This is a genomic window from Permianibacter fluminis, assembly GCF_013179735.1.
GTDB classification, from domain to species: domain Bacteria; phylum Pseudomonadota; class Gammaproteobacteria; order Enterobacterales; family Permianibacteraceae; genus Permianibacter; species Permianibacter fluminis.
This window is the reverse complement of record NZ_JABMEG010000001.1, coordinates 2,960,452-2,981,501: the sequence shown is the minus strand read 5'-3', so window position 1 is coordinate 2,981,501 and position 21,050 is coordinate 2,960,452. Positions and strand designations below refer to the sequence as shown.

General features: G+C 56.6%; 17 protein-coding genes. 12 read left to right on the top strand and 5 right to left on the bottom strand.

What is annotated here, in order from left to right:
• Positions 1-175 precede the first annotated feature (175 nt).
• The gene (locus HPT27_RS12905) at positions 176-2,833 is read left to right on the top strand and encodes an AAA family ATPase (protein ID WP_172244087.1); all 2,658 of its coding nucleotides are present in this window, start codon (positions 176-178) and stop codon (positions 2,831-2,833) included.
• Between the two features lie 144 nt (positions 2,834-2,977).
• On the opposite strand, the gene HPT27_RS12900 is transcribed toward HPT27_RS12905, so the two are convergent.
• The 5 genes from HPT27_RS12900 to HPT27_RS12880 are packed head-to-tail and all read right to left on the bottom strand — an operon-like array spanning position 2,978 to position 8,755.
• Entirely contained in the window at positions 2,978-3,457 is a 480-nt protein-coding gene (locus HPT27_RS12900) for a hypothetical protein (RefSeq protein ID WP_172244083.1), read from the bottom strand.
• Between the two features lie 54 nt (positions 3,458-3,511).
• Positions 3,512-5,122: a TniQ family protein gene (locus tag HPT27_RS12895; protein ID WP_172244080.1), complete on the bottom strand. Its 1,611-nt coding sequence runs from the start codon at positions 5,120-5,122 to the stop codon at positions 3,512-3,514.
• Entirely contained in the window at positions 5,115-6,119 is a 1,005-nt protein-coding gene (locus HPT27_RS12890; RefSeq protein WP_172244077.1) for an ATP-binding protein, read from the bottom strand. The genes HPT27_RS12895 and HPT27_RS12890 overlap by 8 nt, the downstream gene beginning before the upstream one ends.
• An 18-nt stretch (positions 6,120-6,137) precedes the next feature.
• On the bottom strand, positions 6,138-8,135 hold the full coding sequence (locus tag HPT27_RS12885) for a hypothetical protein (RefSeq protein ID WP_172244074.1): 1,998 nt from the start codon (positions 8,133-8,135) through the stop codon (positions 6,138-6,140).
• Positions 8,132-8,755, bottom strand: a complete 624-nt coding sequence (locus HPT27_RS12880) for a hypothetical protein (RefSeq protein ID WP_172244071.1) — start codon at positions 8,753-8,755, stop codon at positions 8,132-8,134. Before HPT27_RS12880 ends, HPT27_RS12885 begins: the two co-directional genes overlap by 4 nt.
• Before the next feature lie 454 nt (positions 8,756-9,209).
• Here HPT27_RS12880 and HPT27_RS12875 point away from each other — a divergent pair, with 454 nt between their 5' ends.
• The 11 genes from HPT27_RS12875 (at position 9,210) to HPT27_RS12825 (ending at position 20,977) form a co-directional block, all read left to right on the top strand.
• Positions 9,210-9,935 (top strand): YfiR family protein, encoded by a 726-nt coding sequence (locus HPT27_RS12875; protein WP_172244068.1) that lies wholly within the window; start codon positions 9,210-9,212, stop codon positions 9,933-9,935.
• Positions 9,932-12,151: an ATP-binding protein gene (locus HPT27_RS12870; protein ID WP_172244065.1), complete on the top strand. Its 2,220-nt coding sequence runs from the start codon at positions 9,932-9,934 to the stop codon at positions 12,149-12,151. Before HPT27_RS12875 ends, HPT27_RS12870 begins: the two co-directional genes overlap by 4 nt.
• 223 nt (positions 12,152-12,374) lie before the next feature.
• Positions 12,375-13,811 carry a cytochrome-c oxidase, cbb3-type subunit I gene (gene ccoN / locus HPT27_RS12865; RefSeq protein WP_172244062.1) on the top strand — a complete coding sequence of 479 codons (1,437 nt, stop codon included), beginning with the start codon at positions 12,375-12,377 and terminating at the stop codon, positions 13,809-13,811.
• 13 nt (positions 13,812-13,824) lie between these two features.
• Positions 13,825-14,433, top strand: coding sequence for a cytochrome-c oxidase, cbb3-type subunit II (gene ccoO, locus HPT27_RS12860; RefSeq protein ID WP_172244059.1), 609 nt, complete (start codon positions 13,825-13,827; stop codon positions 14,431-14,433).
• Positions 14,434-14,438: 5 nt separating this feature from the next.
• Positions 14,439-14,612, top strand: coding sequence for a cbb3-type cytochrome oxidase subunit 3 (locus tag HPT27_RS12855; protein WP_172244056.1), 174 nt, complete (start codon positions 14,439-14,441; stop codon positions 14,610-14,612).
• Positions 14,613-14,614: 2 nt separating this feature from the next.
• Positions 14,615-15,502, top strand: coding sequence for a cytochrome-c oxidase, cbb3-type subunit III (gene ccoP, locus HPT27_RS12850; RefSeq protein WP_172244053.1), 888 nt, complete (start codon positions 14,615-14,617; stop codon positions 15,500-15,502).
• Positions 15,503-15,525: 23 nt separating this feature from the next.
• Positions 15,526-16,914 (top strand): cytochrome c oxidase accessory protein CcoG, encoded by a 1,389-nt coding sequence (gene ccoG, locus HPT27_RS12845; RefSeq protein WP_172244050.1) that lies wholly within the window; start codon positions 15,526-15,528, stop codon positions 16,912-16,914.
• Positions 16,914-17,447, top strand: coding sequence for a FixH family protein (locus HPT27_RS12840; RefSeq protein WP_172244047.1), 534 nt, complete (start codon positions 16,914-16,916; stop codon positions 17,445-17,447). The genes ccoG and HPT27_RS12840 overlap by 1 nt, the downstream gene beginning before the upstream one ends.
• A 50-nt stretch (positions 17,448-17,497) precedes the next feature.
• On the top strand, positions 17,498-20,005 hold the full coding sequence (locus HPT27_RS12835; RefSeq protein WP_172244044.1) for a heavy metal translocating P-type ATPase: 2,508 nt from the start codon (positions 17,498-17,500) through the stop codon (positions 20,003-20,005).
• On the top strand, positions 20,002-20,190 hold the full coding sequence (ccoS, locus tag HPT27_RS12830; RefSeq protein WP_172244041.1) for a cbb3-type cytochrome oxidase assembly protein CcoS: 189 nt from the start codon (positions 20,002-20,004) through the stop codon (positions 20,188-20,190). The genes HPT27_RS12835 and ccoS overlap by 4 nt, the downstream gene beginning before the upstream one ends.
• On the top strand, positions 20,183-20,977 hold the full coding sequence (locus HPT27_RS12825; RefSeq protein ID WP_172244038.1) for a sulfite exporter TauE/SafE family protein: 795 nt from the start codon (positions 20,183-20,185) through the stop codon (positions 20,975-20,977). The genes ccoS and HPT27_RS12825 overlap by 8 nt, the downstream gene beginning before the upstream one ends.
• The last annotated feature ends 73 nt before the right edge of the window (positions 20,978-21,050 follow it).

Below are 21,050 nucleotides of genomic sequence, written 5' to 3'. Positions count from 1 at the left end.
GCATGCCGCGAGCCTATCAACTGCTTGCCAACAATTGCCAGCAAACCCGCAGCCGCATCGAGACGGGAAAGCCGCAAAGCGACACGCTGCGATTGTTAGTGGCGAGCGTAACAGCGGTGTGCATAATCAGCGCCGCTAACGACACTCGCTAACAACTCAAGAAAGGAAAGTGGACATGCCATCTGCCAAGCGAGATTTTGAACGATTCGTCGCCTGGCTCCATCTTCCAGCCACCCAAGCACCACCAAACGTGAAGCGTTTAGCGAATTTCGTGCTGGTTGAGTTTGAGCGTGTGGCTAGGACTGTGCGGCAAAACAGCCAGCGTTCGAATTATTTGGTCGGTCTCGTCCGTCAGACTTTGGCAGAAACCTCTGACAGTCCGCCGAACATCGCAGCGGCAGATATTGACGGGTCTTGGCCGTGGCAACGGATGCGAAGCATGACCATTGGCCCCTTCCGAGGCTTTCGGACTCCCGAACACTTCGACCTACAGAAGCGAATCACTCTTTTCTACGGCCCTAACGGTAGCGGCAAGACCAGCTTTTGCGAGGGCCTGGAGTACGGCCTGCTTGGCGCTGTCGAAGAGGCCGAGACAAAACGAATCGATGGACGCACTTACCTTGCCAACCTCCACGCGCGACGCTTTGAGCCTCCCGTCCTGCGAGCGAGTGACCAACTGAATCGCGAAGTTACCGTAGCATCCAACCCCGACGCATTCCGTTTTTGCTTCATTGAAAAGAACCGCATCGATGCATTCTCTCGAATCGCTGCCAGACCACCCGCGCAACGCACTGAGCTGATCGCCACGCTGTTTGGAATGGACAAGTTCAATGAATTCGTGAGCCATTTCAATGAATCTATTGACCAGCAACTCATACTGACCGGCGCCAAGCAACTCGTTCTGAATGGCAAGCGCAACGCGCTGGCCGTCGATCAAGCCAGCGTCAACGGCGAAGCTCAGGCATTACTGGATTTGGCGAAAGAAGAATCCGCACTGGCGCTCTCGCACTCTGAGGGGATGTCGTATGAAGGACTGAAAGCCCTCATTGGCACTGCTGAGGCGCCGGGTCGTCTGAAACAACTCGAAGACATAATTAACGCTGTGCCGCCTGAGGCAATAGGTCTTTCACGCCAAGGCGTGCTCAGCGCTTTCGATACAGCGCACCAAAACCAACAAGAGCTCATAAGCATCGCGGCCAGTCTCGAATCCCAAAGCAGCCAAGTTTCATTTAAGGAACTCTACACCGCCATCTTGGCACTCAAGGCCATCGAAGGTGACCGTTGCCCAGCATGCGACACTCCTTTGACAGAAACAAAATCTGACCCATTTGAAAAAGCCAATAGTGGACTAATTCAGCTAAAGGAGCTGGGTGATCTACAAGAGCAGCTGAAGGCCAAGCAAACCGAAGTCAACAATGCTTCGCGAGAGTTGCGTCGACAGCTTGCAACGATGACAGCCTTTCTTGTGGCTAATGGGGAGCATGAAACACCTGTTTACCGATACCTTGCAAACCTACCAGGAGAGCCGGCCGCAGATTGGTGGGTGACTGTTTATCCCATGAAGTCACCGCAGCGAAATGACGCGGTGACACTCGATCAAATCTTGGTAGTCGCTGACCGAGTGGCGGCGCAAGACGCGGCCTCGCTGCTTTCGCGTCAAGAGCGCCAGCGCAACATCAGTGAGCGCGACAATCTCAACACGCTCCGCCTTGCCGTCCAAGCTCAAGATTTGAAGCGACAGCAACTCATTGATGGCGTAGCAGCGGCCAAGGGGCGGATTGCCGCTTTTGAGGCGGACAATGCCGCGCTTATCCTCGAGGTCGCACAGGAGGCGCATGACATCGGCCGCGACACTCCAATTAAGGCGGCTTACGACCATTTCCTTGTCTTGCTCAAGAGTTATCGCACGCAGCTTCCTGGCTCTCTAATGGCTGGTCTCAACGATACAGCCATGAACCTCTACAACGAGTTTAACCGTAATGACTTGGATGCGGACAAACTCGCAGCGCTGCATCTGCCACTAACGAGTGAAGAGAAGATTGAGTTGTCATTCCGGGGCAATCCTGAAGTTCGGGTGGATGCCCTGCGCATTCTAAGTGAGGGCCACATCCGTTGCTTAGGCTTAGCGATCCTGCTTGCCAAGGCCAAAACCATCCAAAGTCCGCTGATTGTGTTCGATGATGCGATTAACGCGATTGATCACGATCACCGTAGTGGCATTCGTGAGACAATTTTCGAGAGCGACCATTTCTCCCAAACACAGCTTATCGTTACCTGCCACAGCAATGAGTTTATCAAGGACATCCAGCAGCATTTGCCAGCACAGCGGCGTGACGAGTGCCAGATCTATTTATTCCGTAACCACACTGGCGACTATCAACCTCGTGTAGTCGGCAACGTCCCTAGCAAGAACTATGTGGAGAGGGCTCGAGCCTCGAAAAATGCGTTAGACGACCGAGAGGCTTTGGCGACTTGCCGCCGCGGACTCGAAATGCTGTCTGAAAAAGTATGGCGATGGCTCGGCAGTCACGATCAAGGAGTGTTGAATCTTCAGCTCGCTGGTGTTGGCGCCGAGCCAAGCTTGCGTAACTTATGCGAGTCGCTTCTGAAGCGACTCAATGATGCAGGTACCTTCACTCATGCCAATAAGTCCGCGCTGATTGCTGCGTACGGGCGGATTCTTGGCATCCCAGCCGCGAATCTTGTGTGGACGTATCTGAATAAGGGTACGCATGAGGAAGCGAACCGTGACGATTTCGACGCCGACCTCGTGGAGACGGTGGTCCAGACATTGGAGGCACTGGATGGTCTTGACCTTCGCGTAGGCCGGTAGCCATGTATTAGTTGTACCGTCTAGGATGGGAAAAACGGGACGGATTTAATTTTCTCCAATCGTCCGCAGCTGCTCGTTAGCGGTCTGAGCTAGTCATAAGTTGTCGGTTTCACAGGACGCACGGAGAAGTCTGAATCCCTCTACTCATGCCGGGGCAGCGCCAGCCAGTTCGCGGCGATGCACCACGGTCTGTTGCAGGATACGGCGGTTGATCTTTTCTTTCCACGCCAACTGCTTCGGCGACAATTTTTTCTTGAAGCGAGTATCCATGAGAAACTTGTATTCCTCTTCGTAGATGTACCCGAATTGATGGGCATGAACGATGAGATCTTCGTTGGGGTTGGCGTGGCTATCCTCCATGATCCGCTTCAGGCCGGCAAACAGGTTGCCTGTTTCGATGCCGAGAAATCGATTCACGCACACATTTCCGACGTAGGTTTTGTGGCCGTTCCATCGGTTTCGGATGTAGCAAAGCTCTTTGATTTCCTTGCCACAAGGGCAATGATCCCATTCGGGTGAAACCTCGACACCAAACAGTGACCACTCCTTGCGTGCTGCCTCGAAGTCCTGCGCAACTGACAATGGCAGGATATGGGCGGCCAAGCGTTCACGGTTATGGTCCACATCGCTTCCTTTCGCTTGCAAACATTGAACCGGTAACCGGGCTTCACGAAATCATTACCGCTCAAGCCTCGGCTCGCTGTTGGCATAATGCCCTATCTTGAACCGTTTTGGATTGCGCGATGACCACTGACGATGGCGCTCCGGTTTATAGGGTGTCATTCCCTTCAGGGTTTCCAGATGTCGCTGATAATGCGGCCGGCCCGTCTCCGCGCTGGGGGGCAGATGGCAGCCTACCAGTGGTTCCATGAGTACTGTGACCTCGCGGGGTGTCGTTTTCGATTCGAGGGCAGCCCAATAGGTGATCATGTGTCCGCAGCCTACATGTCGGTTCCATTGCCACATCTGACGCTTGGCCGAGACATGGGCGGCCCGAGCCAACCAGTGCTCAAAGGTCGCAAGACAATCCGCTGCAAACACACGGTGCCGCAGCCATTCCTGCGTTTCAGTAGGCCATGTCGCTGGACAATAGGGTGCCGCGTCGGACAACCACGCGAGGATGCGATAGGGTGCATGACGTGGTGGCTCCATCAGCTGATGTGGCGTTCCACATTCCTCCCAGAACATGCGCCACATCACGAATGCATACGCCACCGGACAGATCGGCTCGGACGCTCGCCCCTCCATGTGCCACCAAAGGTGTCGCACCGTGGCAGCGATGCAATCGCGATGTGACGCAACGACATGGTGAAAAAAATGCCGGCAGATGGCTTTGTAGATGGGGAGTACAGACCAGAACTTGCTGTCATTCTCGAACCAAGGCCGAGTGATCTTGGTGCCTTTCTCGGCAGGCCCATGGCCAGCATGCGAGGCCATGGGGCCCGAATGCAATTGCAGTAGGTCCTGATCGTCCATGTGCAGTTGGGCTGCATCTTGAGCAACGGCCCGGTCCAGCCTTGCCAAGAAACTGAAAAACTCCTCTCGACGGCGTGCCATCAATGCCAACTGGTGACCGTTCTCCAAGTCCCTTGCAAAGGCCGGATGGGTTGAGCAATTGACCAGCACACCAAAGCGCCTGCGGTCGCCAGACAGGACCTTCCAAGTTTTGCTCAGCCGCTCCACGTGGCGTTGATGAAGCAGCGGATAGCCTTTAGCTTTTTCGAAAAGTGCTGGCGCCCAGGGCAGTTCGCAGTGTGGGCAGCAAAAAGGATTGGCGGCTACTGCGGCCGTGAAGCGATACGGCATGACGGCGTGACACTGCGGGCAGTGGGTTTGCAGCCGGCGGTTGTGTGCGGGGCACTTGGCAAGAAACACCAATTGGTGCAGCGTGCTGTGGTAGCACGCTGCCAAGCAGGCGGGGCAAAACCGAAAATCCGCAGTCCACGGATACATGGTTTTGTCCCACGAGCCTTCCAGAGAAGCCTGCTGGACCTGTTGCCCGGACAGCTCTGCATGTGTCGACAAAGCCGAAGTGGATATCACGCCCATCGAGATCAGATCGATACCGCTATTCCGTGCAGTCGTCACCTTCCCTCTTGGCTCTCGCCGGACAAACAGAGTAACCAGCTGCTGCAGACCCAGTCCATTCAGATAGGCAAATTTGCTGAGTAAGCCATAGCTAGACTCATAGCGGTTTACCCAGTCCGTTCGCCAGGTGTATCGAGACTCCACCGCTTCCGGTTGTGCCACCTGGATCTGAAGAGGCTTGCGAACCCTGCGCTCAGACATCTTGCACCGACATGGTCATGCGCAGACGCAGATTTTCTTCCTGCTCCTTGAATCCGGTTTCTTCGACGGCACCGGCCCACATGCGCTCACTGACCCCGAAATCTGCATTGTCTTCACCGGAGTAGTTGCGAAAGATGTGCTCAACTGCACCAGCAAAGTACTGCATGGGAATTTCGAGCTCGCCTGGTGAACCCGCAACCTCATGATGCTTCTGAAAGACATTCCACAATGTCGTCGCCGAATTGACCGCGCGCAGCCCGCACAGATAGGCCTTGGGAAAGAAAAATCGGGTATAACTCCAACCCGACTCTTCAGGGCAGCAGGATTCGTCGTAGGCGTTCAAACAGGTCGCGACGTCAGATGCAGACGTCAGGCCATTGAAACGAAGGTGCTGGACCATGAATCGGCCAACAATTTCCATCTTGTTGGCTTTGATGAGCGCAACCTTCTGGTTGGCGAGATCGGGCTGACCGACAAGAAAGGTAATGACCGTCACTCGCTTCGCGTCCAGTTCATTGTAAATGTCAGCCAGCCACGAATACATGTTGTAGGACAGACGCTGCGCTTCATCCGCAAAAAGGACGACAAGCCCTCGCCGGCCTTTGCCGGCATTTTTTCTCAGCATTTCGGTCAGACGCACTCTTTTCTGTCGGCTTTTTCCGCTGAACGGGTCCGGATGATTAAAGGAGTACAACAGGTGCGAGAAGAAGTCGCTGGGATTGTCTGTGAGGTCCCGTGTGCAGGAGAATCGATAAACAGCAGCGTCTGGCACCTCTTTTTTCAAGGTTTGCACCGTATAACCAATTCCGGTGGTCTTGCCGCTGCGGTTAATCCCTTCCAAGATCGCACCAGGGATGCGTTGCTCGATACAACGCATGGCCATTGACACCATCGCATCAATCGCAGGCGTGGGTATCGTATAGTCCTTGTTCGTCAAGGGATGATTTGCAATAGCCATGGGGCGTATCAGATCCATGGACTGGGTAATCTCGGCCACTGCCTCCATAAGCCCCCCTTATCGGGAATGAAATGTTTGCTTGATGCGAAGTGTTTTGACCGCTGGTATGCCGTCCGCGGTTGGTTGCCGTGGCTCAACGGTAAGCGGCTCACTTTCGCCCGGATGATCTGGAAATGCGCCCGGCCGGCTAGCTTGGCTTGCAGATACCTGTTTCAACGCCCAGGCATAGCTGGTTGCCGCCTGTCTTGATCCGGTCACCTGGGCCTCTTTGAATTCAAGATACGCAGCAATGGGGTTCTGGCCAGGTCGGATCTTGAATCGACCAAGTCGCTGCGCGCGAAGAATGGCTTTGCGCAGCTTCAACGAGTGTGGTGTGCTGCTCCATGGATGTTCTGCAATGATGATTCCGAACTCCGCGCCATCCATGTAGAACGCCTTCATGCTGGATATGTCGTTTTCGTTATAGCGTATGCGTAGCTCCGTCCCTATCAGCTGCGGCAACTTCTCCATGGTCGAGTTGGTGTATTCTGCGCCGTGAAAGTTGATATGAGGTCGATCCCCTTTTTTGAGGCTCCCCCGCACCGTAACCACTTTCTCGTTGTGGAGCAGATAGAGATCGGAGCGCTTCGAGGAGGGAATATGACGCAACTCCTGGTTTGACTCCTTGAGCTTGCGCAGATGGAAGTCGACCGCCTCAAGCGGCGTTCTGGCGCCGAGCCCTATGGTCGGCGAACAGTTGTGCTCAGCAATGACGACATCAATCAGTTCCTCGAGCTCGTTCAGCCGCATCAGCCATTTGATATTGTTGTCTGGATCTGCCAGCACTCTGGCAATATCGTCCGGGCTGCGCCCTGTCGTTCCTGGTAGCTTGTGAGCAAAGTGCTGACTCAGCAGATGGAAGAAACGTTCCACAACACCTCGTACGATCGGCTCGCCAACCGGCCCGGCGTCTGTCCAGCATCCGACGGTACGAGTCACCAGTGCCAACGTGTTCTGTGCAAGGTGTGTACTCGCACGATCAAGTGCCAGTACTCGCCAACAGGCGTATGCCATCTCCGGAAACCGGAAATTGGGAAATTCTGAGCCCGCAGGATATGCCAGCATGGGAATGGTGAGTTTTCGGGGGGCTTGGGGTATCAGCGCGTTGCATATCGCATTGACCACGTCGTTGGCGCTGTATTGCCGTGCAATTGCAAGGCTATAGCCAAGCGCGGATCGTGTCGCGACATCCACCACCACCAAGATCCAGACTCTTTCGATTTCAATTATCGTTTCCATGCCGAACGGGTCGGCAATCGCGATGGAAAGGCGGAGATCTATGCGATGCCCGTCGATCTGCACTTCATCCAGCAGCCTGATGGCTGGTCGGCTCCTTTGTAGCTCATGGCCATGCCTCGCTGGCCGGACGTAGGTTGCGCCCTCACTTCTTGCCGCCAGTTCGAATGAGCTGCTCAGTCTCTTTTTGACGTACTGTTGGAGCGATCGCAATCCCATCTCGTCTCGGTTAAACGGGTATTCACTGCTTTTGATGTTCAACCCTCTGCACAGTTCGATGAACTTGCTATGCAAATCAATCAGGTAGATGCGGACCTGCCGCAATGATTTGATAGGGACAGCCCGATTTCTAATCTCCTTGTCAATAAATTCAACAAGCACACCGTGGCGCAGCAACAATTGAGCAAAAAGTCCGGAATCGCCACCTGAACCACTTCGTGTTATCGACGCCTTCTTCCTCCGCTCGTAACCCTTGCGGAACTTGTAAGGGATCAGTGCGCGAAAGCCCCACATCCTTCCATCAGACGACTCCGCGATACATTTCGCGAATAGACCCTCGATACGCTGGCGAGGCACTCCAGTTTTCCTTTCGATATCAGCAAGGCTCACCGATGAGTGTTCTACAAAAAGCCGAATTGCCTCAACGCGATTGCAGAACGACGCCAGCACCTCTTCTGGAAGTGCTGTTTGATCAACGGTTGGCCACAGACTCAGATCGCCGAGTTCGCTGGGAATCGTCCCGCGCGTGAAGTTCCTGTCTGCGGAGTCGAAGGTTTTCATGCGGCCGCCACTAACAGCGAATTGCTGAGCGGATAACTCATCAGATCCTCACACTTCAGCTTGGCGTTTTGTATCAGCTGAAAAATGGCCGCAAGGCAGATCTCCCGGTCAACGCCTTGCTGATGATTCACAATGGCATCAACAGACACAGGGCCAGCCTTTGCGGCGATCAGCACGCCTTCGAGCAACGGCTCGGTTACGTACTGGCCATTAGCAGCCAGGTGGTGAATGATCTGTATCCAGTTATCTAATCCAACGGGATGCTTTCGTGTGTCGGTCTCGTCTACGACCTTGAGCCCAATACCATTGCGGGCTCCCCACGACACTAGGTCAGCAGCGTTTCCAAGAGTGGTTCGGAGACTGAGACTTTCATCGGATGGCACGACAAACCAGAAGGTGGCGGCACCGGCTGAGGACACCCAGAACGAAACGTAATAGATGCGTCCATTCAGGGTGAAGCGGGAGGGATACTCGCAGAACGTTTTGACCGATGGGTCGGCCTCGAGCAGGACCCATGCTTCCAGCTCCAGACGGCTGAACAGCCGCAGCTGACGCTTGAGCTTTGGGCTCCAAACGTAGAAGACATGCTGCTTTTGCGGCAGCGGGCGCGCCAAGGGCACGGAAAAGGTCCCGTCACTCTCTTGGGGAAGGCCGATTCTGGGTTTTGGCACAGGCAGGCTCCCGTCCACAGGGAAACCGCCGGGATGGGGCGAAACGGCTCGAGATCGTCTCTTCTCGGTGGTACAAATTTACTTCGCGAGATATGTAATGGGGCAAATTTACTTCGTTTCTTCGCGAAGTAAATAAGTATCAGGCATGAAATTTTGGCATTATAAATCAGACACTTAGATTGCGATTGGATGGTGCAGATTTACTTCCGCGGACATCCCCGGACTTTTCCCAGGTTTACTGGTTACCGCGTTGGGAATCCCTGCCTTGCTGGCGCTTTCCATGGTTCTACCGCTGACTCTGCTTTTAGCGAGTCTGTAGCCGCAAACCGGACTCCGGCTGGTTTGGCATTTAGCCCGCCGTGCCCGGCCATTACGGCTGGACGCTAAACGGCTGAACGCTGTAGTGGCTGAACTTTGGGCGGCAGCGTCCGGGCATTTTGGCCAGAGTTACCTATTCTTATTCAAACCTTGTTGTTTAGGGATTCGTCGGTTGGCGCATTCAGTTCGAACTGCTGCGGGTTGTTGCGCGGGTCTGCCTTCGTTGCGGCTTGCGCTTGCGGCAGCCTGCCTGCTGCCGTCGTTGGCTCGTTCTGAAGCCGCGACGGTCGATCGGGAATTTCAGGTCAAAGCCGCTTTCTTGTTCAACTTTGCCAAATATGGCGAGTGGCCACCGGAGTCTCTGCAGAATTTACCGTTCGAGTTTTGCATCGCGCAGCAGCCTCAGCTGGTCAGCATTCTGCTCCGCAATGTGACGGGTCGGCAGCTGCATGAGCGTGAGATAAAGGTCGCCGAGCTGTCCGACGGACTGACCGACAATTGTCGGGTCGTCTATATCGGCGCAGACGCCGGCACAAGTCTTCAACAACAAATCATTGCGTCAGTGCGGGAAAAGCCAACCTTGCTGGTTGGGGATGCCAGCAATTTTCTGGCTGATGGCGGTGCCATCCAGTTCCATCTGGCGGCAGGTACCGTGCATTTTTCCGTCAATCTCGATAATGCCCGGGCCCAGCACATATCCATTAGTTCGAAATTGCTGCGTCATGCCGATACGGTAATCGGCAAATTCGATGCAACGGATCTTGATGCAAATGACGCCAGTTCATCTGACAAGGCTGGGGCCAAACCATGAAGTCCGGTGGCATCAGTCTGCGCCAGTCCCTGCTCCGCCTGCTCGGCGTGACTGCCATTATCGCGGTCGCGCTGGTCGCGCTGGCCATTTTGACGTACGAGGCCAGAACCCACCAATCGCGTGTTGAACAGGAAGTGGGCTCTCAATTGAGTGTGGTCGCGCTCAATTTGCAGGCCTCGCTCGATTTTGATGATCGGGAAGCCGCTCTGGAAACGCTGCGCACGTTGTCACTGGACCCGCGCTTTCGCGCCGTTCAGGTGCTACGCAAGCGTGACGGCCTGTTTGCATCGCTAAAATCGCCACTGGCCCAGAGCTTTGTCTTTCCCGAACAGCCGGCTAGCGGTTTGCTGCCGTTTGGCACAGAAGAATTGTTGCCAATAACGCAGACCATTTTCTATGAAGACGAAGTGCTCGGCGAGATCAATGCCTATTACGCATTGCCACCACTGAGCTCTCGCCTGGCGCAATATGTCGTGGTGTTGTCGGCGGTTGTGGTGGCGCTTGGCATCATGGCCGTTCTGCTGTTCATGTTTGCCGAACGCCTGATCGCCAAGCCGGCGCGGCAGTTGGCATCGCGCGCCCGGATCATGGCTGCCGATGAAGGCGGCGATGTCGATCTGCCGGAAAACGAAATCGAGCAGTTGCAAGTGGATTTCGAGCGCATGCTTGCCGCCATCGGTCGGCGTGAAGCATCGCTGCGGGAGCAGCAGGCGCGAATGCAACTGGCGCTTTCCGCGGCCCAGCAAGGGGTTTGGGAGCTGGATCCCGCGTCGGGCGCAATGATTTGGGACGACACGTCTTACCGCATTACCGGTTTGTTACGGGAGAATTTTGCCCCGACATGGAGCGGTTTTCTGCAGCTGCTGTCGCCAGATGATGCTGCCACGCTGGCTGAAACACTGGTCAGGCTTTTGCAGAATGGCAACGCCGAGTCGATCACTTTTCGCTGGCATCATCTGGACCGCGGTGAACGCTATTTGCAGCTGGTCGGCAAATTGTTCAATGCTGAGTCATCGGCAGGTCGCATCGTCCGCGGTGTGGTTCGCGATGTCACCGATCCGATTATAGCCGAGCAGGTGTTGCGCGAACGGGAGGCGCAGTTCCGGCAACTGGTGATCCATTCGCCGGTTGCCATGTCCGTGACCGACAAAAACAACGACATCAATCTGATCAATGATCAGTTTGTCCGGCTGTTTGGTTATTCCACAGCTGATATCAGTAACGTATCGCAATGGTGGCCACTGGCCTACCCGGATCCGGAATACCGCAGCAGTGTGGCAACGGAATGGCGGCACCGGATAGAACATTCCGAATCCACTGGCGAACCTTTTGAGCCGATGGAAGTCATCGTCCGCTGCCGCGATGGCAGCGATCGCGTCATTGAGTTCAGCAGTCAGCTGATTGGCGAACGGCGTCTGGTCATTGCGCTGGATTTGACCGAGCGTAAACGGGCTGAACGGGAAATTCGCCAGCTGAACGAAGAGCTCGAGAATCGGGTCAGACAGCGCACGGAAGAGCTGGAAATCGCCAACCGCGAACTGGAAGGCTTCAGCTATTCCGTTTCGCATGACTTGCGTGCACCGCTACGTGCCATCAGCGGCTTTGGTGCGGCGCTGGTGCAGGATTATCGCAACAAGCTGGATGAAGAAGGCCAACTGTATCTGGACCGCATGATGGCGGCCAGCCAGCGTATGGGCATGCTCATTGATGATCTGCTGCGCTTTTCGCGGCTGTCACGAACCGAGATGATCCGTGAAGTCGTCGATATGTCCGCCTTGATCGAACAGATTTGGCAGGAGCTGGAGGACATTCACGAACAGCCAATCGGCAAACCTGAATTCGGCAGTCTGCCGTCTTGCTACGCCGATCGCAGCCTGCTGAAACAGGTGCTGTTCAATTTGTTGGCAAATGCCGTCAAGTTCACTCGCGATGCCGATCCGCGTCGCATTGAGGTGTATTCCGAGCAGGTCGACGACGAAACGGTTTACGTGGTCCGTGACAATGGCGTCGGCTTTAGCATGGCCTATGCTGACAAGCTGTTCGGTGTGTTCCAGCGCCTGCATCGGGCGGAGGAATTCGAGGGGACCGGGGTCGGTCTCGCGCTGTGTCGTCGAATCATTGAGCGCCATGGCGGCCGGATCTGGGCCGAAAGTGCGCCAGGCAAGGGCGCCAGTTTCCGCTTTACCTTGCCCGGCCTTGAGCGGATGGTGCAATGACGGCGACCATAAAGATTCATTTAGTTTGCATCTTCTGGCCGGCTACTTTAACCTGTTGTTGATCGGCATGTATACCGGCGGCAGGCGAGCATCGCTGGCCCCTTGATCTTCATCAAAGGTGCGGACGCGCCAAACCTCGACAATTTGTAAGGACAATAAACCGGTCGAAAGGGCGCGGCGCTAGCAGCGCTGGCCTACGGCGACCATCTAACGTGGAGGCTTCATGGGGAACAACAGCGCTCCGGCAGGCGTTGACTACGAATATCGTGTCGTACGTCAATTTGCCCTTGCCACCATCCTGTGGGGAGTTGTCGGCATGTTGGTCGGTGTCATCATCGCCGCCCAGCTGATTTGGCCGGAACTCAATTTCAATATTCCTTGGCTGTCTTATGGCCGCTTGCGACCGCTGCATACCAACGCGGTGATTTTTGCATTTGGCGGCTGTGCCCTGTTTGCGACCTCGTACTGGGTCGTGCAGCGGACCTGCCATGTCAAACTGGCGTTTCCCAAGCTTGCCGCGTTTACCTTTTGGGGTTGGCAGCTGGTGATTGTGCTGGCGGCCATCACACTGCCGCTGGGCTACACCTCGGCAAAGGAATACGCCGAGTTGGAATGGCCAATCGACATTTTGATCGCTGTGGTGTGGGTCGCTTATGCCATCGTATTTTTTGAAACGATACGTCGGCGCAACACCTCGCACATCTACGTCGCCAACTGGTTTTTTGGCGCCTACATTCTGACCATTGCCATCCTGCACATCGTCAACAGTGCCGCGATTCCCGTGACGCTGACCAAGTCGTATTCGGCTTATGGCGGCGCGGTCGATGCGATGGTGCAATGGTGGTATGGTCACAACGCGGTCGGTTTCTTTCTGACCGCCGGCTTCCTCGGCATGATGTATTACTTCGTGCCGAAACAGGCTGGTCGACCGGTCTACTCCTATCGTTTGTCCGTCGTGCACTTCTGGGCGCTGATCGCGGTGTATATGTGGGCCGGCCCGCATCACCTGCACTACTCTGCCCTGCCCGACTGGGCGCAATCACTTGGCATGGTGTTCTCGCTGATTTTGCTGGCGCCAAGCTGGGGCGGTGCCATCAACGGCGTGATGACTCTGTCCGGTGCCTGGGACAAGCTGCGCACTGATCCCATTCTGCGTTTTCTGATCGTCTCGCTGTCGTTCTACATGATGTCGACTTTTGAAGGGCCGATGATGTCGATCAAGACGGTCAATGCCCTGTCGCACAACACCGAATGGACCGTTGGCCACGTTCACTCCGGTGCGCTCGGTTGGGTCGCGTTCATCACCATCGGCTCGATGTATGCCCTGATCCCGACACTGTTCGGCAAGGAGCGGATGTACAGCCTGAAATTGATCAGCTGGCATTTCTGGATCGCTACGCTCGGCGTCGTGCTTTACATCGCTTCGCTGTGGATCGCCGGGGTCATGGAAGGTCTGATGTGGCGCGCGGTCAATGCTGACGGCACGCTGACCTACACCTTCGTTGAGGCGCTGAAAGCCAAACACCCCTACTACATCGTGCGTCTTGTTGGCGGCCTGATGTTCCTGAGTGGCATGTTGATCATGGTGTACAACGTGATCAAAACCCTGACCTCACCTTCTGCCGCGGTTGCCAAGCAGCCGTCGTTGCAAGCTGCCTGAGGAGCGCAACGCCATGAATCATGAAAAAGTCGAGAAAAACGTTGGCCTGATGGCGATTCTGATCATCATCGTGGTCAGCTTTGGCGGTCTCGCGGAAATTGTCCCGCTGTATTTCGTCAAGGACACCACGGAGCCGGTCGCTGGTCTGCAGCCGTGGAATGCGTTGCAGCTGGAAGGTCGCGATGTGTATATCCGCGAAGGTTGTCACGTTTGCCACACCCAGATGATTCGGCCGTTCCGTGCCGAAACCGAACGCTACGGCCACTACACGCTGGCTGGCGAGCAGATCTACGAACATCCCTTCCTGTGGGGCTCGAAGCGAACCGGTCCGGATCTGGCCCGGGTCGGTGCTCGCTATTCCGACGAATGGCATCGCGTGCACCTGACCAATCCGCGGGTAGTGGTGCCGGAGTCGAACATGCCGGGCTTCCCCTGGCTCAGCAAGAATGTGCTCGATGGTGAAGACACCGCCGCCAAGATGAAAGCCCTGCGCATGGTAGGCGTGCCCTACACCGATGAGCAAATTGCCAGCGCCAAAACCGATGTCGCCGGCAAAACCGAAATGGATGCCGTGATTGCCTATCTGCAAGGCCTCGGTACCGTCATCAAGACCCGGAGGTAAGCGCGATGGACATGAACTGGTTTCGTGGCGCGATGACTGCGGTCTGGTTGCTGATTTTTCTCGGCGTGGTCTGGTGGGCCTACAGCCCGCGGCGCAAGGCGCGTTTCGAGGAAGCAGCCCAACTGGTGTTTGATGACCAGCCTGCACGCGATGGCAAACAAACTGATTCGGAGCGGTAATCATGAGTCTGACGATCAGTCTCTACATCATGGCACTTGTGGTGCTGAACATCGGCGGCTGCTGGTGGTTGCTGGCAAAGACCAAAAATCTGCGCGCCGATGAAGACGCCAATGGCAAAGTCCAGCACAGCTATGACGGCATTGAGGAATACAACAAGCCGCTGCCGCGTTGGTGGCTCTGGCTGTTCTACATCACCATTTTTTTCGCCATTGGTTATCTGGTGCTGTACCCGGGCTTTGGTCACCTGCCCGGCGTGCTTGGCTGGAGTCAGGCGGCTCAGCATGAGCAGGAAGTGAAAGCGGCTGAAGAAAAAGTGGCGCCGCTTTATGCCGGTTTTGCAGCCAAGTCGGTCACCGAGTTGAGTCAGGATCCGGCGGCGCTTGCGGTTGGCAGCCGGTTGTTTGGCAACAATTGCGCGACCTGTCATGGTGCCGATGCCAAAGGTGCACCGGGCTTTCCGAATCTGACCGACAAGGACTGGATCTACGGCGGCGATGCCGACACGATCAAGCTGACCATTACTGGCGGTCGCCAAGGCATGATGCCGGCATTCGGCAGTTCGCTGGATGAGCCGACTCAGCTGGCCGTGCGTCACTACGTGCTGTCACTCAGTGGTCGCGACCACGACAAGGATCTGGCCGGTCAGGGCAAGGCAACATTCGAAACCATTTGCGCGGCCTGCCACGGCCTGGAAGGCAAAGGCAATCCGATGCTCGGGGCGCTGAATCTCACCGACGATGTCTGGTTGTACGGTGGCACTCAGGGCGCCATTGCCGACACCATCAAAAATGGTCGCAACGGTGTCATGCCCGCGCACGGCGAGTTGCTCGGTGAGTCGCGCATACACGTGCTGGCGGCTTATGTGCTGTCATTGTCGGCCAAGCAATAGCCAACCAACGCAGGAGTTCAAGCATGCCCGGTGACATTCCGGTTCAACAGCTGTATGTCAAAGCACCGAAGATCTACGTCAAGCCGGTCGGCGGGGTGTTTGCCAAACTGCGCGTTGCCGCAATGTGGTTGTTGCTGGGCTGGTATTACCTTGCGCCCTGGCTGACCTGGGATAATCGTCAGGCCATCCTGTTTGATTTGCCGGGGCGCAAGTTTCATCTGTTCGGTTTGACGTTGTGGCCACAGGATTTCATTTTCCTGACTTGGTTGCTGATTCTGGCGGCGCTGGCACTGTTCTTCTTTACCGCCGTTTCCGGTCGTTTGTGGTGTGGTTATGCCTGTCCGCAAACGGTCTGGACCAAGGCATTCATGTGGATGGAGCGCATCACCGAAGGCGAACGCAATGCCCGGATGAAGCTCGACAAGCAGCCACTGAGCTTTGAAAAAATCCGCAAGAAAACCGCCAAGCACAGTCTGTGGATTGTGTTTGCCTTGTTCACCGGCTTTACCTTTGTCGGATTTTTTGTCCCGATTCGTGAGCTCTCTGCCGACATGCTCAACGGCAGTCTCGGCGGTTGGGGCTGGTTCTGGGTGCTGTTCTACAGCTTTGCCACCTATGGCAATGCCGGCAAGCTGCGCGAGCAAGTCTGTATTTACATGTGCCCCTACGCGCGATTCCAGGGCGCCATGTTTGATCGCGATACGCTGATCATTGCCTATGACAGCAAGCGTGGCGAACCCCGTGGTGCCCGCCGCAAGGATGTGCCGCGCGGCCATGACGGGCTTGGCGATTGCATTGATTGTATGCAATGCGTGCATGTCTGCCCGACTGGTATCGATATTCGCGATGGCTTGCAGGTCGCCTGCATTGCTTGCGCCGCCTGCATCGATGCCTGCGATGAAGTGATGGTGAAAATGGATTACCCGAAAGGGCTGATCAAATACACCACCGAACATCGTGACAGCGGCAAAGAAACGCATGTGCTGCGGCCGCGCATCTTGCTCTACGGCGCGCTGCTGCTCGGTCTTTTTGTCCTGTTCATTTATGCGCTGTCGGTGCGGATGCCGCTGCGGGTCGACGTCCTGCGTGATCGTGGCCGGCTGTATTCGATGACCTCGCTCGGCACCATCGAGAATGTCTACACGCTGAAAGTGATGAACCTGGATCAGGATGCCCATCGCTATCGCTTGCAGGCCAGTGCTGAGGCGCCAGTCACCGTCAAAGCCGAGACCGAATTTGTGGTGCCGGGCGGTGAGATTGTCAATGTGCCGGTACGGTTGGAAATCGACCCCTATGAATTGTCAGAGGTGACCAGCACCGTGCATTTCCGCATCGAGTCATTGGACAAGCAGGATGTGGTGGTTGATGAGACCTCCAGTTTTATCAAGCCCGCCAATACTGGAGCGCGCTGATGAGCAAACTGCAGACTCAGGAAAACGGTGCTGCCGTGATGCAGGATGCGCAGCCAGTCAATTGGCTGAAACTGCCGTGGCTTTTGTTGTGGTTGCTGCCCGCGCTTGCCGTGGTTGCCGGCTTGACCACCGTTTACATCGCCGTTCGCTACGGCGACAGCATGGTCAAGGACGATTACTACAAGCAGGGCCTTGCCTACAACGTTCAGCAACAGGCGGATCGCCAGGCTGCTGATCTGCATCTGCGCGCGATGCTGGTGCCAGTCAATAGTCAATGGCTGTTGACCCTCAGTGCCGAGAAAATGCCAGTCTTGCCAGAAGTGCTGTTGCTGCAGCTTTCACATCCAACCGACAAATCCGTCGATCAGCAAATCACGTTTACCCGGCAATCGGGCCAGCAGTATGCGGCTACCGTGTCGGCGCTCGTCGAGACCAATTGGTATGTTCAGTTGCACCCGGAAGATGATAGCTGGCGGCTGCGTGGCCGTTGGCAAAGTGGCGCTGCTGCCCAGCTGCAACCAGAAATTCTGTGAGTCTGGCTTCAGTCTGAGCAGACACCTGCACGTGCAAGGAATGTTCTGAAGTGAATTGCTACCATTGTGCTGAGCCGCTGCCGGCTGGTGCTGAAACTGGTACCGGATCAGATGCCACGTTTCGTGCCGACTTGGCCGGCGAAACGCGGGCATTTTGTTGCGCCGGTTGTCTGGCCGTGGCGCAGACCATTTACGCCTCCGGTCTCGGCAATTACTACCAGTTTCGACAGGCCCCGGCCAAGCGTCAGTCGGCCGAGCTGCCGCGTGAACTGTTGGCCGCGCTGGAGCAGAGTGCGCGCGCCACGGCCTGTTTGCAGGAAAGCGCGGACGAAAGCCGGGTGGCCTTGTTTGTCGAAGGGCTGAACTGCCCGGCCTGCAGCTGGTTGCTGGAACGGCATTTGCGCCAGCAAGCCGGCGTGCACGATGTCCAGATTCAATTGACTGCCCGGCGCCTTTTGCTGCGCTGGGATCATCGGCAATCGTCGCTGCAGCAGATGCTCGCCGAGCTGCAGCATATCGGTTATCAGGCAACTCCCTTCAGTCCCGATCAAGTCGAGCAGCAACTGGAGCAGGAAAGCCGCGATCTGCTGAAACGGTTGGCGGTTGCCGGTTTCGGCATGATGCAGGCCATGATGTATGCGGTGGGGCTTTATCTGGGTGTGATCGGTGATCTTGAGCGTAGCCATGAATTGTGGCTGCGCTGGAGTTCGCTGCTGGTCGCCCTGCCCGTTCTGCTCTACAGCTGTCAGCCGTTTTTCCGCAATGCCTGGAGCGCGCTGAAACTGCGCAGCCTGAATATGAATGTGCCAGTGGCGGCAGCGATGCTGCTGGCGTTTGTCGCCAGCAGCTGGAACACCGTGATGCAATCCGGTGCGGTGTATTTTGAATCGGTCAGCATGTTTGCTTTTCTGCTGCTACTGGGCCGTTTTCTGGAATTGAAAGTCCGGCAACGGGCGACACGCGCGGCCGGTTTGCAACAGCGCTTGTTGCCGCGCACGGCACGGCGTTGGCACGACAATGAATGGCACACTGTTGCGCTGGCGGAAGTCAAAACCGGTGAGCGCTTGCTGGTGCAGTCGGGTGAAACCGTGCCGGTCGATGCGGCCGTCGTCAGCGGCAGCGCGGGCGCCGATGAAAGTCTGCTCAATGGTGAGCCGGCGCTAGTGGCCAAACGGGTTGGCGATGCGGTGTTGGCTGGCAGTGTCATCAGCGGCGGCGCGCTGGAAATCACTGTAACCAATAGCGGCAGTGATACCTATGTCGCCAAGCTGACCCGACTGCAGGACGAAGCCTTGGCGCAACGGCCGCCGCTGCAATTGCAGGCGGATCGTTTGGCTCGCTGGTTTGTTGCCGGCGTACTGTTGTTGGCGGTGCTGGTTTTTGCTGGTTGGTATCCGGTTGATGCGACGCGCGCATTCGATGTCACGCTGGCCGTGCTGGTGGTGACCTGCCCTTGTGCACTGTCGCTGGCCTTGCCGACCGCGTGGGCAGCCGCGACTCATCAATTGTTGCAGGACGGTGTGTTGCTGCGTCGCGCTGCAGTGTTGGAAAAACTCGCGAACTTGACCGATGTGGTGTTCGACAAAACCGGCACCCTGACCACGGGGCAGTTGCAAATCACCGGTGTGCGGACCCGCTCGGTGCATTTCTCCGATCAGGCACTGGCTATTGCGGCCGCCCTGGAGCAGCACTCCTCGCATCCGATTGCCAAGGCGTTTCATGCTTATTGCGAACCGCATCGTACAGATCAACACGGTACCGCCAAACAAAGTGTTGCCCAACAACAGTCTGCTGCTCGTCTGCATGCCAGCGAAGTCAACGAAACGGCAGGACTGGGTGTAGTGGGCTTGGTCGATGGCACGCGTTATTGGCTGGGTCAAGCCAACTGGTTGCCGGCAAATGCCCGCAGCGCTGTGCAGGAAGGTGAAATTGCCTTGGCCGACGACAGTGGTTGGCTGGCATCGTTTTGTCTGCAAGACGAGCTACGTCCTGATGCAGCGCTGCTGTGCCGGCGTTTGCAGGCGCGCGGTTTGCAGCTGCATCTTGCCAGTGGCGATCATGCTGAAGCCGTCCGTGCCTGCGCGCAGGCACTCGGGATCGCCGATGCGCATGCGCGGCAATCGCCGGCGGACAAACGTGATCGCGTGCAAGCGCTGCAGCAGCAAGGCCGACGCGTGCTGATGCTGGGCGATGGCATCAACGATGGGCCGGTGCTGGCGGCGGCGGATGTGTCAATCGCGATCGGTAGTGGTGCCGATTTTGCCCGTCGCGCGGCCGATGCCGTATTGTTGCACAGTCAGCTGGCGAGCATTGATGACGCGCTGGCGCTGGCCCGGCAAACGCGCCGTATCGTGCGCGAGAATCTGATGTGGGCGCTGGTCTACAACGCTGTGGCGCTGCCAGCTGCGATCAGCGGCGTGCTGACACCGTGGCAGGCGGCCGTTGGCATGTCGCTGTCGTCCTTGCTGGTCACGGTCAATTCCCTGCGCTTGCTGCGCGGTAAAACTGTGGCCGCCACGCTGCCACCATCCGCTTCCCTCATCGAGCAACCGGCATGAGTGCAATTTATTTGTTGATCCCGCTGGCGATGCTGGTGCTGGCCGTTTCCATCTGGCTTTTTTTCTGGGCGGTCAAGCGCGGCCAGTTTGATGATCTCGACAGCCCGGCACATGCCATTTTGCTTGATGATGACAAACCGGTTGGCAAACCGGCGTCAGTCCGGGAGTCGTCGCCTCGTGACTAGCAGCAGTTGGTTGTTGGCCGCATTTCTTACTGGGCTATTCAGTGTGGGTCATTGCCTGCCGATGTGTGGCGGTTTGGTGACGCTACTGGCGCAGGGCGTGGCCGGCAAATCGTTTGGCGCGCGCTTGTTGTTGGTGTTGTCATTCAGTATTGGCCGCATTGCCATTTATACCGTGCTCGGTCTCGGCCTAGGCGTGATGGTGCAGGGCATTGTGGTCGGCACCGGGTGGCAACTGCTGGCCGCCGCGCTGCGGCTGCTGTCCGGCTTGTTGCTGATCCTGATGGGATTGTATGTCGCTCGGTTCTGGTTTGGTTTAACCAAACTGGAGCGACTCGGTAGCAAACTGTGGCCGCGCTTGCAGCCCATGCTGCAAGCCGTGCGCGCCATTCGGCATCCCGGTCAGGCACTGTTCGCTGGCGCTATCTGGGGCCTGTTGCCCTGCGGGCTGGTGTATAGCGCACTGGCCACTGCCGCGACCCGCGCCGATGCCAATGAGGCGGCCCTGTTCATGACCGCGTTCGGGCTCGGCACGCTGCCGGCGCTGACCATGGCCGGATTGGCGGCGACACCGCGCAGCAAGCCGCTGCCGGCGGCATTGCGGCTCAGTGCCGGCTTGCTGATGATGGGGCTCGGAGTCTGGGTCTGCATCATGAGCCTGCAAATGCTGCAGGCGGATGGTCAGCCGCATCAGCACCATCACCAGCAAAACGTACCGGTTGAACAAACCGGTACGGACAGCAGTGATCCACATCAAGCGCATCAGCACCAACACCCGAACAGGTCTTGATCAAGGTCAATCCTCCTACTGCCCCTGCTCCGTACACTGTCGCCATCAAAGACGGGTTTTCATCCTGAAATTT

Bases quoted from the DNA above. Each gene is read 5' to 3' on its own strand.
- HPT27_RS12905 (WP_172244087.1), top strand. From the start codon at position 176: ATGCCATCTGCCAAGCGAGATTTTGAACGATTCGTCGCCTGGCTCCAT.
- HPT27_RS12895 (WP_172244080.1), bottom strand. From the start codon at position 5,122: ATGTCTGAGCGCAGGGTTCGCAAGCCTCTTCAGATCCAGGTGGCACAA.
- HPT27_RS12885 (WP_172244074.1), bottom strand. From the start codon at position 8,135: ATGAAAACCTTCGACTCCGCAGACAGGAACTTCACGCGCGGGACGATT.
- HPT27_RS12870 (WP_172244065.1), top strand. From the start codon at position 9,932: ATGAAGTCCGGTGGCATCAGTCTGCGCCAGTCCCTGCTCCGCCTGCTC.
- ccoN (WP_172244062.1), top strand. From the start codon at position 12,375: ATGGGGAACAACAGCGCTCCGGCAGGCGTTGACTACGAATATCGTGTC.
- ccoO (WP_172244059.1), top strand. From the start codon at position 13,825: ATGAATCATGAAAAAGTCGAGAAAAACGTTGGCCTGATGGCGATTCTG.
- HPT27_RS12855 (WP_172244056.1), top strand. From the start codon at position 14,439: ATGGACATGAACTGGTTTCGTGGCGCGATGACTGCGGTCTGGTTGCTG.
- ccoP (WP_172244053.1), top strand. From the start codon at position 14,615: ATGAGTCTGACGATCAGTCTCTACATCATGGCACTTGTGGTGCTGAAC.
- ccoG (WP_172244050.1), top strand. From the start codon at position 15,526: ATGCCCGGTGACATTCCGGTTCAACAGCTGTATGTCAAAGCACCGAAG.
- HPT27_RS12840 (WP_172244047.1), top strand. From the start codon at position 16,914: ATGAGCAAACTGCAGACTCAGGAAAACGGTGCTGCCGTGATGCAGGAT.
- ccoS (WP_172244041.1), top strand. From the start codon at position 20,002: ATGAGTGCAATTTATTTGTTGATCCCGCTGGCGATGCTGGTGCTGGCC.